Genomic DNA, 15,000 nt, shown 5'->3' with positions numbered 1-15,000 from the left:
TCAGGACACGCTCCACTCAGCTTCGAGCTGGTCGATTTCGTTTTGGTCGAGGGTGACGAGGGGGAGGTCGCTTGGGGTGTGGGTGGGGGTGTGGTGGGTGGTGGTGTGGGTGGTGATGGTGGTGAGGGCTTGGGTGTAGAGGGTGGTGAGTTCGTGGATGTGGGTGGGGTTGATGAGGGTGTTGGGCCAGGTGATGTGGGTGGTGAGGCGGGGGCCGTCGGGGTGGTCGTGGGTGGCGGCGTTGATGGCGATGGTGTGGGGGGTGGGCATGTGGTCGTTGGGGTTGTGGGGGTTGAGGTGGGGGGTTTCGGGTGCGGTGGTGAAGTAGCCGGTGGTGGGGGTGGCTGATGTGGGGTTGTGTGCCTGGCTGTTGGTGTTGGTGTGGCTGTTGTTGGTGGTGGTGCGGCCGAGGTAGTTGAAGCTGATGTGGGGGGTGGGGTGGTTGGTGAGGGGGTGGTGGGGGGTGAGGTGTCGGAGGAGGCCGTAGGTGATGCCGTCGTCGGGGATGGTGCGCAGGTGTTCTTTGACGGTTTGGATGGTGTGGGTGAGGTTGTTGTGGGGGGTGTTGAGGTTGTGCCAGGTGGTGGGGGTGTTGGGCAGGCGGAGGGGGTGGAAGGTGGTGAACCATCCGGTGGTGCGGGTGAGGTCGGCGCCGGTGTGGGTTTCGTGGCGGCCGTGGGTTTCGAGGTCGATGAGGGTGCCGTGGGGGGTGGGGTGGCCGTGGCGGCGGCGCCATTCGGTGTGGGCGAGGTGGAAGGCGGTGAGGAGGATGTCGTTGATGCCGGCGTTGTAGGCGGCGGGGACGGTGGTGAGGAGGGCTTGGGTGTGGTGGGTGTCGAGGGTGTGGGTGTGGTGCTGCTGGGTGGCGGTGGTGTCGCGGGCGGGGTGAAGGGGGCGTAGGGCGGGTGTGGGGTCGGCGGGGGTGAGGACCTGGCTCCAGTAGGGGGTCTGGTCCTGGACGGCTTGAGTGGCGGCGAGTTCGGTGAGCTGGTGGGCCCACTGGCGCAGCGGGGTGCCGGCCGTATCAAGCTGGGGGGTTTGGCCGTGGTGGTGGGCGGTGTAGGCGGTGGCGAGGTCGGGGAGCAGGATCCGCCAGGACACGCCGTCGACGGTGAGGTGGTGCGCGGTGATCAGCAGACGTCCGCTCGCGGCGGGGGTGCCGGGGTCGAGGAACACGGCCTGCACCATCCGCCCGCCGGCCGGGTCCAGACGTGAGAGCGCAGCCGTCACCTGCGCGTCCAGGGCATGGATCCGGGCTTCGCCCTCGGCGGGCAGGAGCACACGGGTGAGGATCCCGCGTTCACTGGCGAGGACCCCGGGAGCGGGTTCGGGGATGTTCAGGCGGTAGGTGTCCTGCTCCGGGTCGTGGATCAGGTGGGCGCGGAGGCTGTGGTGATGGTCGAGGACCGTGGTCAGTGCCTGGTCGATGTGCTGGTAGGTGGCACCGGGCGGGGTGGTGAGCAGGACCGACTGGTTGAACTGGTCGACCGGGCCGTCCAGACCGAGGAGCCAGTGCATGACGGGGGTGAGGGGCATCTCGCCCCATCCCTCCCACACGTCTTCGCTATCCGTGTTGTCCTGGGTGGTTTCGTCGGTGGCTGCGGTGGCGAGTTCGGCGACGCTCTGGTGGAGGAAGACGTCCTTGGGGCGCAGGACCAGGCCGTGGCGGCGGGCCCGGGAGACCAGCTGGATCGAGGTGATCGAGTCACCTCCCAGCTCGAAGAACCGGTCATGGACCCCGACCCGCTCCACCCCCAGCACCTGCGCGAACAGAGCGGCCAGAACCTCCTCGCGCGCGTTGCGCGGACCATCGCCCCCGGTGCCCGCGTCTGCGGCCGGGGTGGTGGGGGCGGGGAGGCGGTTGCGGTCGAGTTTGCCGTTCGCGGTCAGCGGCAGCGCCTCGAGAGTGACGAACGCGGACGGCACCATGTAGTCGGGCAGGGACTCCTGCAGAGCCTTCCGCAGCCGGCCCGCATCCACCACTGCTCCCAGGGCGGGGACGGCGTAGGCGGTCAGGCGCTTGTCACCGGGCCGGTCCTCACGCACGACCACCACACACGCGGCGACACCCCCGGTCCGGGCGAGGGCGGATTCGATCTCGCCGAGCTCGATCCGGAACCCGCGGACCTTGACCTGGTCATCGGCCCGGCCCAGGAAGTCCAGCGTCCCGTCCGCCCGCCACCGCACCAGGTCCCCGGTCCGGTACATACGAGTCCCCGCCGGCCCGAACGGATCCGCCACGAAGCGTTCCGCGGTCAGTCCCGCACGCCGCAGATAGCCGCGTGCCAGACCCGCACCCGCCACATACAACTCACCCGCCACACCCACCGGCACCACCGACAACGACCCGTCCAGCACATACACACCCGTATTCCCCACCGGGGTACCAATGGGAATGCGGTCGCCGAGGACGGAGGAGGTGGTGAGCGTGTGGTGGACGGCGCACAGTGTGGTCTCGGTCGGTCCGTAGCTGTTGGTGACGCGGATGCCGGGGTTGGCCTCGAAGATGCGCTTCACGACCTGCGGCGACATGCTCTCGCCGCCACTCCAGATCTCCCGGACGCCGGCCAGGCACGTCGGGTGCTCTTCCACCAGCAGCCGCAGGACGGAGGCCGCCACCATGAGGCCGGTCACCCCGTGGTCGGAGATGGTCCGGGCGAGGACTTCCACGTTCATGTCGCCGGCCGGTGCCACGACGATGACACCGCCGGTCAGCAGTGGGCCCCACAGTTCGTACGTGGACGGGTCGAACGTGCTCGGAGAGTGCAGCAGTACCTTCGCGCGCGACTCCTCGCGCCAGCACGGGTCGTCGACGAGAGCCAGCACATTGGCGTGCGTGACCGACACGCCCTTCGGTACACCGGTGGAGCCGGACGTGAACATCACGTACGCGACCTGCTCCGGAGCAGACGCGATCCCGGGGTCGGAGTCCGTCTCGTCGGCCAGGCCATGGATGCCGTCGACGACGACGGCCTTGACCGGGAGCGACGGATCGAGACGACCGGGACGGTCGACGAGTGCGGTCCGGGCAGCGGTTTCCTCGAGAACCAGACGGATGCGTTCTGCGGGAAGCCGGTCGTCCAGCGGGACGTACGCGGCACCCGCCTTGACCACACCGAGCACCGCGGCGACGGAGGCCACGGAGCGGTCCATCAGAACGGCCACGCGGTCCTCGGGACGCACGCCCTCCCGGAGCAGCCGGTGCGCGACCCGGTTGGACAACCGATCCAGCTCGCCGAAGGTCGCACGGCCATCCGCTGCCTCGACAGCGACCTCTTCCGCTCGGGTCAGGACCTGAGCCGCGAACCGCTCGTGGAGCGACCCTTCGATCACGGCGACACCGTCGGCGTTGTTGCCGTGAGCCGTGACGAGGGCCTGGTACTCGTCGGCCGAGAGGATGTCGTGGGTGTGGAGGGGTGTGTCGGGGTGGTCGGCGGCGGCGGTGAGGAGACGGGTGAGGTAGGCGGTGATCCGCTCGGCCGTGGCGCGGTCGAACAGATCCATCGCGTACTGGAGTGCTCCCTTGAAACCGCCGGATCCGCTGCCGTCCTCGCGTTCGGCGACGGCGAAGGTGAGGTCGGTTTTGGCGGTGTTGCTGGTGGGCGGGAGGACGTGGGCGGTCAGGCCCGGGAGGGTGAGGGCGGCCTGGGTGGTGTTGTGGTAGGCCAGCGTCACCTGGAACAGCGGGTGACGGGCCAGGCTCCGCTGCGGATTGACCGCCTCGACGAGGGACTCGAACGGCAGGTCCTGGTGGGCGTAGGCGGCGAGGTCGGTGTCGCGGACGCGGTTGAGGAGGTCGCGGAACGTCGGGTTGCCGGTGGTGTCGGTGCGCAGGACGAGGGTGTTGACGAAGAATCCGACGAGGTCGTCGAGGGCGTCGTCGGTGCGTCCCGCGATGGGGATGCCGATGGGGATGTCGGTGCCCGCGCCGAGACGGGTCAGCGTGGCGGCGATGGCGGCCTGGAAGACCATGAACATGCTGGTGTTCGTCGACCGTGCCAGCGCTGCGAGGCGGTGGTGGGTGTCCGCGTCGATGTCGAACAGAGCCATCGCGCCCTCGTGCGAGGGCTCCGCCGGACGCGCCCGGTCGAAGGGCAGTACCAGCTCCTCGGGTGCGCCGGCCAGGTTCTGCTTCCAGTACTCCAGCTGCCGGGCGAACAACGATCCCGGGTCGGCAGGATCACCGAGCAGATCACGCTGCCACAGCGTGTAATCGGCGTACTGGACCGGCAGTTGCTGCCATTCGGGTGCGGTTCCGGCTTCCAGGCGTGCCGTGTAGGCCTGGCCGAGGTCCTTCAGGAACGGGGTGGTCGACCAGCCGTCCGACGCAATGTGATGGGTCAGGACCAGCAGCACCCACTCCCGCTCCGAAACCTGGAACACCGTCACACGGATCGGTATCTCCGCCTGAAGATCAAACACATGACCGGACGCTTCAGCCAGCCGGCCCGCCAGATCTGCTTCCGTGCAGACCACCGTTTCGAACGGCACCACGACATCGGCGGGCCGGATGCCCTGGAAAGCCTCGTCCTCGTCCTCGACGATCACCGTGCGGAGCACCTCGTGCCGGGCGGCCACATCACCCACCGCTGCCCGTAGCGCTGTTTCGTCGAGGGTGCCGTCCAGACGGACGACCAGCGGAATGTTGTAAGCGGCACCCAGCGTGCCCAGACGCCCCAGGAACCACAGCCGGCGCTGAGCGAACGACACCCCCACCCGGCCACGCCCACCAGCACCCGCGGTCAGAGCCGGACGCTCACTGGCCCCCGCGTCCATGACCTCCACCAGGCCGGCCACCGTCGGACGGTCGAACAACGCCCGCAACGACATCTCCCAGCCCAGCACCGACCGCACCCGCGACGCCAGCCGCGTCGCCAGCAGCGAATGCCCGCCCAACGCGAAGAACTCGTCATCGATCCCGACCCGCTCCACACCCAGCACATCCGCGAACAGCGAACACAACACCTCCTCCCGCACATCACGCGGACCACGCCCCACACCCTCGACCCCGTACTCGGGCACCGGCAGCCCACGACGGTCCAGCTTCCCGTTCGCCGTCAACGGCAGCCGCTCCAACATCACGAACGCCGACGGCACCATGTACTCGGGAAGGAAGTTCTTGGCGTGCTCCCGCAGTCGTGCCAGGTTCACGGCCGGCGCGTTGTCGGCCGCGACCACGTAGGCCGTCAGCCGCTTGTCACCCGGCTGGTCCTCGCGCACGATCACGGCGGCGTGCTCGATGCCCTCGTGCGCGATCAGGGCGGCGCTCACCTCGCCCAGCTCGATCCGGAAACCACGCACCTTCACCTGGTCGTCCGAACGGCCCAGATACTCAAGCCCCCCATCCGAACGCCACCGCACCACATCACCCGTGCGGTACATCCGCGCACCCGCAGGACCGAACACATCCGCCACGAACCGGCCCGCCGTCAAACCCGGCTGACCCACATACCCACGAGCCACACCAGCACCCGCCACATACAACTCACCCACCACACCCACCGGCACCACACCCAACCCCTCATCCAGCACATACACACGCATGTTCTGGACCGGGCGACCGATGGGGACGTTGCCGTCGTGGATGGGGTCGTCGGGGTTGATTTGGTGGGTGGTGCAGCCGACGGTGGTTTCGGTGGGTCCGTATTCGTTGAGGATGGTGACGTTGGGGTGGGTTTGGCGCCAGTTGCGGAGGTTGGTGCCGTGGAGGGCTTCGCCGCCGAGGACGATGTGGTGGGTGGGGGAGTGGGTGGGGGGGAGTGTGGTGAGGAGGTCGAGGTGGCTGGGGGTGGCTTTGAGGAAGGTGGTGGGTGTGGTGGGGGTGGTTTCGAGGTTGGTGATGTGGAGGTGTCCTCCGGTGGTGAGGGTGCCGTGGAGGACGGTGACGGTGAGGTCGAAGGTGAGGGGGGAGTGGAGGGTGGTGGTGTGGTTGAGGGTGGGGTAGAGGGTGCGGCAGTTGTGGAGGTAGTGGGTGAGGTTGTGGTGGGTGATGGTGACGCCCTTGGGGCGGCCGGTGGAGCCTGACGTGTAGATCGTGTAGGCGGGGTGGTCGGGGTGGACCGGCACACCCGGATCGGTGTCCGGCAGACCGTCGAGGTCCGGCAGCGCGTCCAGCGTCAGCAACGGCCGCGCGTCCTCCAGCGTGTAGGCGATGCGGTCGGCGGGGTAGTCGGGGTCGAGGGGGAGGTAGGCGGCGCCGGCCTTGAGGGTGGCGAGGGTGGCGGTGACGAGGTCGATGGAGCGCGGCAGGACGAGGGCGATGTGGTGCTCGGGGCCGGCGCCGTGCTCGATGAGGTGGTGGGCCAGCTGGTTGGCGCGGGCGTTGAGCTCGGCGTAGGTGAGGGTGACGCCGTCCTGGGTGAGCGCGGGTGCGTCGGGAGTCCGGCCGACCTGCGCCTCGAACAACGCCATGACGGACGGCTCGTCCTCCAGGGACACGATGCGACCGGTGCTCCACTCGTGGGTCAGCATCCGGCGCTCACTGCTGTCGAAGATGTCCACGTCGAGCAGCAGCCGATCGGGATCAGCGGCAACCGCGCTGATCAGCCGGGTGAGGTAGCCGACGAGGCGCTCGGTGGTGGCGTGGTCGAACAGATCGGTGGCGTACTGCAGACCGAACTCCACGCCTCGCGCCACACCGCCGTCGTGCGCACGCTCCACCGCGAAGAATTCGAGGTCGAACTTCATCTGGCCGCCCAGCGAGCGCTCCACCTCTGAGCTGAGGCCACGGAAATGCTCCGTCTTCGCAGGCTCGTTCCGGTACGCGAGCATGATCTGGAAGACGGGGTGGCGGGCCAGGGTCCGCTGCGGGTTGACCGCCTCGACGAGGGACTCGAAGGGGAGGTCCTGGTGGGCGTAGGCGGCGAGGTCCGTGTCCCGGACCCGGGTCAGGAGGTCGCGGAAGGTGGGGTTGCCGGTGGTGTCGGTGCGCAGGACGAGGGTGTTGACGAAGAATCCGACGAGGTCGTCGAGGGCGTCGTCGGTGCGTCCGGCGATGGGGATGCCGATGGGAATGTCGGTGCCCGCGCCGAGTCGGGTCAACGTGGCGGCGATGGCGGCCTGGAAGACCATGAACATGCTGGTGTTCGTCGACCGTGCCAGCGCTGCGAGCTGGTGGTGGGTGTCCGCGTCGATGTCGAACAGAGTCATGGCGCCCTCGTGCGAGGGCTCCGCCGGACGCGGCCGGTCGACAGGCAGCGCCAGTTCCTCCGGCGCGCCGGCCAGCGTCTGCTTCCAGTACTCCAGCTGCTGTGCGAAGAGGGAGTCGGCGTCGGCGGGTTCGCCGAGCAGGTCCTGCTGCCAGAGCGTGTAGTCGGCGTACTGGACGGGGAGTTCCTCCCACACCGGCGCCGCACCCGAGTCCAGGCGTGCCGTGTAGGCCTGCCCGAGGTCCTTCAGGAACGGCGCCGTCGACCAGCCGTCGGAGGCGATGTGGTGCATCAGTGCCAGCAGCACCCACTCACCCGCCCCGACCTGGAACACCGTCACCCGCAACGGGATCTCGGTCTGGAGGTCGAATTCATGGCGGGACGCCTCCGACAGCCGGCCCGCGAGCTCGCCCTCCGTGCAGACGACCGACTTGAACGGCACTGCCACATCCGCAGGACGGATGTCCTGGAACGGCTCGCCCTCACTCTCGGCGATCACCGTCCGCAGCACCTCGTGCCGGCCGACCACATCACCCATCGCGGCCTGGAGGGCCGCCTCGTCCAGCGCACCCTTCAGGCGAACGACCACCGGCATGTTGTAAGCCGAACCCGCCGCACCGAACCGGCCCAGGAACCACAGTCGACGCTGAGCAAACGACAGAGGAATCATCAAATCTCCATACGTTGGCAGGCAACACGAAATATCCGGTTGCACTTGTCACACGCATGGATGCGGACCGGGCAGTGTTCGCCTGAAAAGTGAGAGTGCCGGGCGAGGAATCGCCGAAGAAGGGCGAGAACGAAGAGAGCGAAGAGAGCGAAGAGAAGGAAAGGCGGGACTTCTACCGGGAGTTCTTCCGGTCAGTCCCAGCCGTTGTTGTCCTTCGAGTCGGCGACGGACGCGGTGATCGGCGCGGAATCCGTGGCCTGGTACTCCAGTTCACCCGACTGCGACAGCACCGTGAGCGCGAGGAGAGCGGTGGCGACGGCGGCGACAGGGACGGTGAAGAGCTTCTTGATGGCAGACATCTGGTGTTCCCCCGTGGTTCTTGGAATGCGTGGTGCTTCTTGCTGATGACTGCATTCTTGGCAACGGACGAGGGGGTGTGAAAGAGGTTCCGGCGACAGGGTCCTGTCACGGCAGCTCGTTGTCACGGGTGCGTCCTGGGGCGTGTCAGCTTCCTGACGGAGGCTCTCCGGGCAGGGAAGGCCCGAAAGACGGGGCAAATGTGGCCGTACACGACAACAACCGGCCCCTGGGAGGGGCCGGTTCCGGATAGAGGTCCAGGAGGCACAGTGACTGGGCCGAGCTCTCGGCGCGCGCGAGGTCCGGTGCCAGGAGGAAGAACACCGCGCTGACGTGCGTTTCCTCGCACCGGACGTAGACGTGCTGCAGGTGGTGGTCAGGGGTGGCGTACCCGAGCAGCCGACGCCGGATGCTCACCGGATCGGATGCGTCGAGGTATTCCATATGGGCTTGTACGAAGTACATGTGATGCCTACTCCTCCGAAAGGGAGAGTGGTCGAACGACAGGGTTGATGTGGGGGAGTGGGCCGGCATCGCGGCTGGTTCTCGTTCCCAGTGCCCGGTCATTACGAGAGCGGGGTGTGGACGGAAAGGCGGTCCACTTCGGCCGGAACGGGCGTGATCAGTGTGCGGGCCGGTCGGACGACCGGCCCGCAATGATGTGCCGGGCCAAACGGCACGCACGTTATCGCCCCATTGGCCGCCCGGTCCACTCCTCCCACGAAAAACGCTGTGTTCAGGCCGAGATCGGCGCACGCAAAGCGGTTTTCACGTGCGCGACGACCGCGTCCGCGGTGATGCCGTTCCGGGACAGCAGATGCCCGTGGCCACCGGTACCGGCGGCGAAGTGGTCCCCGACGGCCACGGTCCGCACCGAGCATCCGCGCCCCAGGCGGCACACGGCCTCGGCCACCGCGGATCCGAGTCCACCGGCCGCCCAGTGCTCCTCCACCGTCACGATGCCCCCCGGCCCCAGCGCCGCGGCCGTCAGGGCATCCACGTCGAGGGGTTTGACGCTGTGCATGTTGAGGACGGTCACGTCGACGCCGTCCTGCGCCAAGCGGTCCGCGGCGTCCAGCGCGGTCAGGACCGGCAGGGAACCCACCGCGACGAGGGTGGCGTCCGCGCCCTCGCGCAGGCGCTGCGCACGGCCGATCACGACCGGCGGCGCGCCCGGGGGGAGATCCGGTGTGGCCTTGCGCCCGAGTCTCACGTACACCGGTCCGGGGAGCGCGTGGGCCTGCGACAGGAGCTCCGGAGTGGAAGGCCCGTCGGCGGGCGTGACCACGGTCATGTTCGGGAGCATGCGCATCACGCCGAGGTCCTCCAGCGAGTGGTGCGTCGACCCGAGGTGGCCCGCGGAGAGACCGCCGTGCGTCGCGACGATGCGCACGGGCAGGTTGTTCAGGGCGATGTCGAGCTTGACGGCTTCCAGGGCGCGGGTCGCGGCGAAGGTCGCCATGGTGTTCACGTAAGGGATCCGGCCGGCCTTCGCGAGTCCCGCCGCGACACCCATGAGGCCCTGCTCCGCGATGCCCACGTTGATGTAGCGGGGCCGCTCGTCCCCCCACTCGACACCGTTGAACAGGCCGGTGTCGCTGTCGAGGCAGACGACGCGTTCGTCCCGCCGCATCAGCTCCACCAGGGTGTCCCGGTAGATCTCCCGCCCCGCGCGGGGCGGGGCCGTCACCGCCGCCGTGGTCGTCGTGTCGGTCACAGCGCCGCACTCCTCTGCTGTTCGTCGTCGAGCACGCGCAGTGCCCGCTTCACCTGGCGGTCCGTCAGTCGTGCGTAGTGGCTGCGGGCCTGCCCCTCGACCTGGGGGAAACCACGCCCCTTGACCGTGCGGGCGATCACCACCGTCGGCAGCCCGTCGGCGCGCGGCACCGTGGCGAACGCGGCACGCAGTTCGGCCGGATCGTGCCCGTCGACCTCGTGCACGGCCCATCCGAATCCGCGCCACCGGTCCGTCAGGCACGGTTCGCCCATCGCCGCCGTGACGGGGCCGGTGATCTGCAGGCCGTTGGCGTCGACGACGGCGACCAGCCGGCCGAGGCGCAGGGCACTCGCCATCATCGCGGCCTCCCACACCGATCCCTCCTGCAGCTCCCCGTCCCCGAGGACGACGAAGCAACGCCGGTCGGCGCCGGACAGGCGGAAGTCGAGGGCCGTGCCCACGCCCAGGGCGAGCCCGTGGCCGAGGGAGCCGGTCGGCATCTCGACGCCCGGCAACGCCGGGTTGGGGTGCGCGGTGAGCGGGGAGTCGGGGCTGCCGTAGCCGGTGAGGAGTTCCTCGGGGAAGAAGCCGCGGCCCGCGAGTGCCGCGTAGAGTCCCAGCGCCCCGTGGCCCTTGCTGAGGACGAGGACGTCCCGGTCCGGGGCTTTGGGGGAGGAGGGGTCGATGCGCAGCTCCGCGTGGTAGAGGGTGGCGAGGATCTCCGCCATGGACACCGAGCCGCCCAGGTGGCCGCCCTCCGGGTTGGCGCACATCCGCGCGACGTGCCCGCGGATCCGACGGGCGTGCTCGCGCAGCAGCGCGTCCGGGATCACGGTGTCCCGGTGGGGGGTCTGCGGGAGAGTGGTCGTGGTCATCGTTCGCCGCCTTCCGTGACGAGGGCCGTTACGGGGGCGGGCGCGTCGGCGTCCCGCCCGGTACCCAGCCGCCGCCCGATGTCCTCCAGGGCGGACGCGAGGATGCCGATGCCGTCGAGGTACTCGGAGAGCACGATGTGCTCGTCGTCGGCATGGTCGAGGGAGCTGTCCCCGGGACCGTAGGTGGCCATCGGGACCTCCCAGGCCTCGGCGAGCGTGTTCATGTCCGAGGTCCCGGACTTGACCTTCATGCGCGGCCTGGCCCCCCGCGAGCGGATCGCCGCCGACAGGGACCGCACGACCGGGTCACCGAGCCCGGTACGGCAGGCGGCCACCGAGCCCACGACGTCCAGAGCGCCCTGAGCGGGCAGCCGGCTCCGCAGCTCCGCGACGAGACCGTCACTGTCGTAGCCGAGCGGCGTGCGGACGCTGTACTCGGCTTCGGCGGACGCCGGGTCCCCCGCGACGGACACCAGGGTCGCGGTGGGCCGGTCGAAACCGCCCCCACGGGGGTCGGCGGGATCCGAGCCGAGTACGGCGAGCACGGTGTGCCAGCCCGCCGCGACCTGCTCGGCAGCCTGCGGAGCCGGACTGCTGGGGTGCGTCGCAGGGCACTGGACCCGGTAGCGCAGGTCGAGCTTGCCCTTGTACCCGAGGACGACCGTGTCCCAGCCGCTCGGCTCACCGACGATCAGGGCGTCCGGCCGACGGTGGGTCTCCCGGACGAACACCGCGCCCCGCGACCCCGGCGTCTCCTCCTCGACCGCGCCGACCACCACCAGCCGGCCGCGGAAACCGGAGGCGTTGACCGCCGCGCAGATCATGGTCGCCAGCGGGCCCTTCGCGTCGACCGCGCCACGCCCGTACAGACGGTCGCCCTCGACGCGTACGGGAACGTCGCCGCTGACGGTGTCCATGTGGCCGAGCAGCATCACCGTGGGACCGTCCCCGCGGACGATCTCGCCGACGGCGTTGCCCGCCTCGTCGACGCGGGCCGCGGTGAACCCCAGCTCGGTCATCGCGGTCACGAGGTGCCCGGCGAGCGGGGCCTCCCCGCACGAGGGGGACGGGATCCGCAGCATGCTGCGCAACAGGCCGATCGCGTACGGCTCCGGGCACGGCACGGCACCCCGGGACACCGGGACGACCGCGGTCATCGGAGGACTCCGTCCGTGTCGGGGGAGCCGAGGACGATCCGGGTGACGCCGCGGGCGAGGGCGGAGCGTACGGGATCGGCGGCGCGGCCGTCACCGACCAGCACCCGCGGCACTCCACCGGCCAGTGCCTCCCGGGCGGCCACCAGCTTCAGACCCATGCCGCCGCCCGTGACCGGCGGCGGCCCGTCGAGCGGGACCGGGCACTCGGCCAGCACGGAGCTCTCGTCCGCCGGGTCGGCGAGGACACCGGGAGCGCCCGTCAGCATCACCAGGACGTCGGCGCCCAGCGCGGCGGCGACGGCCGCCGCCACCCTGTCGGCGTCCGCGTTCACCGGACGGAAGTCCTCGGCGAGCGCCGGCGGGGACACCACCGGAAGATGGCCGTCGGCCAGCAGACTTCGCAACAGGTCCGCGTTGACCGAGGTCACACGGCCGCTGTGCTGATCCCTGACCACCTGGGGGCGGCCGTCGACCACGGTACGGTGCGCCGTCTTACGGCGGGCACGCAGCAGTCCGCCGTCGATACCGGTCAGGCCGACCGCGGACACCCCGGCCGCGGCGAGCTCGGTGACCAGACGGGGCTTGGTCACCCCCGTGAGCGCCATGTGCAGCACCCGCAGCGTGGCTTCGTCGGTGTACCGGGTCGACACCCCGTCGGGGGCGGTCAGCTTCCGCTGCCGCAGTCCCACACGTTCGGCGAGCGCGTCGATGTCGGCGGAACCGCCGTGCACGAGGACGACGCCCCACCCCTCGGCCGCCAGCGCGGCCACGTCACGGCACACGGCCGCCTGGTCCACGGCGGCATTGCCCCCGCACTTGACCACGATCGTCTTCTGTCCCATCGGCTGTTCCCTCAGCTCTCGCGTCGTCCGTCCGGCTGGACGGCCTAGTTCGGGTGCAGGCCCGTGAACTCCAGCCCCGCATCCTCCGGCCAGCCGAACCGCACGTTCAGGCACTGGACCGCATTGCCCGCGCCGCCCTTCACGAGGTTGTCGAGCGCGCCGACGAGAACCAGCTCGTCGCTGCGCTCCGACACGGCGAAGCCGACGTCGCAGAAGTTCGACCCGGAGAGGATCTTCGGTTCGGGGAGCCGGTAGGCGCCCCGCTTGTGCGCCACCACGCGCACGAACGGCTCGTCCCGGTACGCGGAACGGAACGCGGCCCGCACATCGGCCTCGGCCGCGCCCTCCACGAGCCGGGCCCGCGCCACCACCTGCACCCCGCGCACCGCCTCCACCCCGGTCGCGGTCATCCGTACGGGCAGACCGGTGGCCTGTGCGATCTCCGCCTCGTGACGGTGACCCGTCGGGGCGAAGACCCGCATCGCGCCGCTGCGCTCGGCGTGCAGATTGGACGAACCGGCCGACACCCCCGACCCGCTGGACCCCGTACGGGCGTCGAGGCGGACCGTGCCCTGCACCAGGCCCGCCTCGACGACCGGCCGCACCGCGAGGATCCCGGCCGCCGCCATACAGCCGGGGACCGAGATGCGGTCACTGCCCGCCAGCTCCTTGCGGTGCCACTCCGGCAGCCCCGTGGTGAACTCCGGGATCAGCGCGGACTGCGCGTGCGGCACCCCGTAGTACGCCTCGTAGACGGCCGGATCCCGCAGCCGGAAGTCCCCCGACAGGTCGACCACCACGTCCGCCAGCGCCAGGTACTCCGGCATCCGCAGCATGGTCCGGGTGTGCGGCATGGCCAGGAACAGCACGTCGTAGCGGACACCGCCCGCACCCAGCCGCTCGTGGGCGACGAAACGCAGCTCCGAACGCCCCCGCAGGTTCGGGTGGGGCCCGTCGACCCGCCGGCCCGCGAGACTGTCGGACGACACGGCCACCACCTCGACGTGCGGGTGGCCGAGCAGCAGACGCAGCAGTTCGCCGCCGATGTAGCCGGAAGCCCCGGCGATGGCCGCTCTCAGCATGAGGCCGCTCTCTCCTTCAGATGGTCCAGGACGGCATCGGCCACGGGCACCGAGTCGCCGAGGGCGCGCTGGAATCCCGTGAACTCCACGCCGTGATTGACTTCGAGGACGGACAGGCCGCCGTCGGCGTCCTCGATGAGATCGACCCCCGAGATGTCCGCCTCGACACACCGGGCCGCCTCGACCGCCAGCTTCTCGATCTCCGCGGTCACCGTGCAGCGCACGGTCTCCGCTCCCCGGGCGACATTGGTACGCCATCCGCCGCCGCGCCGGTACACCGCACCGACGACCCGGCCTCCGACGACCACGACCCGGATGTCCCGGTCCGGCTTCGCGACCAGCTCCTGCACGTACACCAGGTGCGAGGACGCCCCCGGCAGCGCGGCGATGTACTCCATGACCGTCTCGGCGGCCTCCCGGTCCGGGAGCCGGCTCACGAGCCGCCCCCACGAACCGGTGAGCGGCTTCACCACGGCCGGATAGCCGATCGCCTCCAAGGCGTCCATCGCGGCCTCCGGCGTCAGCGCGAGCGCCGTACGCGGCGTGGGCAGCCCGGCGGCCCGCAGAGCCAGCGACGTGCGGTACTTGTCCCCGCACACCTCGGTCGCGGTCGCCGAGTTGACGACCACCGCGTTCACCGACTCCAGAGCGCGGGCCGCGTACACCGCCCGCGCGTGTCCGATCTCGCGGTTCAGCACGACGCGGCGCGGCCGCCCCGTGCCGAAGTGCGGCACGGGATCCGCTTCGAGCGCCTGCCAGAACCGGCGGCTGTCGATGACCTCGCACCGCAGCCCGTGCCGGTCGAACGCGTCGAGAAGGCGCTTCTCGTCCGTACGGACCCGCGAGGCCACCATCGCGAAGGAAGCCTCCACACCGCCCGCCGTCACTCGCCCCAGTCCTCTTCGATCTCGGGGGCCAGCGCCACCTGCAGCGGCTCCACGGAAAGGATCTCCAGCTCGGTGGAGCAGTCGCCGCACTCGACGATCTCACTCACCCGCGGCGCATCGCCGACGACGACGGACGCCTCGCACTCAGGGCACGCGATCACTTGTCACTCCTCGATGTGGGTGTGGCCCGGGCCGGATCCGCTGTTCGGCCCGGCCGGCCTCGACGTTCGACCCCTGCCGAACGATCACCAGTAGAGCCCGCACC

The 15,000-nt window shown here is 70.1% G+C and carries 9 protein-coding genes; all 9 read right to left on the bottom strand.

The window, feature by feature from the left end:
• The 9 genes from OOK31_RS03090 to OOK31_RS03050 all read right to left on the bottom strand — a co-directional run bounded on the left by OOK31_RS03090 (nt 1) and on the right by OOK31_RS03050 (nt 14,896).
• Nucleotides 1–7,818: a non-ribosomal peptide synthetase gene (locus tag OOK31_RS03090; protein ID WP_267010761.1), complete on the bottom strand. Its 7,818-nt coding sequence runs from the start codon at nt 7,816–7,818 to the stop codon at nt 1–3.
• A gap of 191 nt (nt 7,819–8,009) precedes the next feature.
• Entirely contained in the window at nt 8,010–8,177 is a 168-nt protein-coding gene (locus tag OOK31_RS03085) for a hypothetical protein (RefSeq protein WP_267010760.1), read from the bottom strand.
• A 734-nt stretch (nt 8,178–8,911) separates the two neighbouring features.
• Complete coding sequence (locus OOK31_RS03080) at nt 8,912–9,892, bottom strand: transketolase family protein (protein ID WP_267010759.1); 981 nt, start codon at nt 9,890–9,892, stop codon at nt 8,912–8,914.
• Nucleotides 9,889–10,767 (bottom strand): transketolase, encoded by an 879-nt coding sequence (locus OOK31_RS03075; protein WP_267010758.1) that lies wholly within the window; start codon nt 10,765–10,767, stop codon nt 9,889–9,891. Before OOK31_RS03075 ends, OOK31_RS03080 begins: the two co-directional genes overlap by 4 nt.
• On the bottom strand, nt 10,764–11,924 hold the full coding sequence (locus OOK31_RS03070; protein ID WP_267010757.1) for a M20/M25/M40 family metallo-hydrolase: 1,161 nt from the start codon (nt 11,922–11,924) through the stop codon (nt 10,764–10,766). The genes OOK31_RS03075 and OOK31_RS03070 overlap by 4 nt, the downstream gene beginning before the upstream one ends.
• The gene (locus tag OOK31_RS03065; protein ID WP_267010756.1) at nt 11,921–12,766 is read right to left on the bottom strand and encodes a [LysW]-aminoadipate kinase; all 846 of its coding nucleotides are present in this window, start codon (nt 12,764–12,766) and stop codon (nt 11,921–11,923) included. Before OOK31_RS03065 ends, OOK31_RS03070 begins: the two co-directional genes overlap by 4 nt.
• Before the next feature lie 44 nt (nt 12,767–12,810).
• Complete coding sequence (gene argC / locus OOK31_RS03060; protein ID WP_267010755.1) at nt 12,811–13,848, bottom strand: N-acetyl-gamma-glutamyl-phosphate reductase; 1,038 nt, start codon at nt 13,846–13,848, stop codon at nt 12,811–12,813.
• Nucleotides 13,842–14,735: a RimK family alpha-L-glutamate ligase gene (locus OOK31_RS03055; RefSeq protein WP_323188174.1), complete on the bottom strand. Its 894-nt coding sequence runs from the start codon at nt 14,733–14,735 to the stop codon at nt 13,842–13,844. The genes argC and OOK31_RS03055 overlap by 7 nt, the downstream gene beginning before the upstream one ends.
• A complete protein-coding gene (locus tag OOK31_RS03050) occupies nt 14,732–14,896 on the bottom strand; it encodes a lysine biosynthesis protein LysW (protein ID WP_267010754.1) in 165 nt (54 codons plus the stop codon). The genes OOK31_RS03055 and OOK31_RS03050 overlap by 4 nt, the downstream gene beginning before the upstream one ends.
• Nucleotides 14,897–15,000: the final 104 nt, after the last annotated feature.

This window comes from Streptomyces sp. NBC_00249 (assembly GCF_026342355.1).
GTDB lineage: Bacteria > Actinomycetota > Actinomycetes > Streptomycetales > Streptomycetaceae > Streptomyces.
Note: the sequence above shows the minus strand (reverse complement) of the source record. Positions and strands in the feature narration are given on the sequence as shown.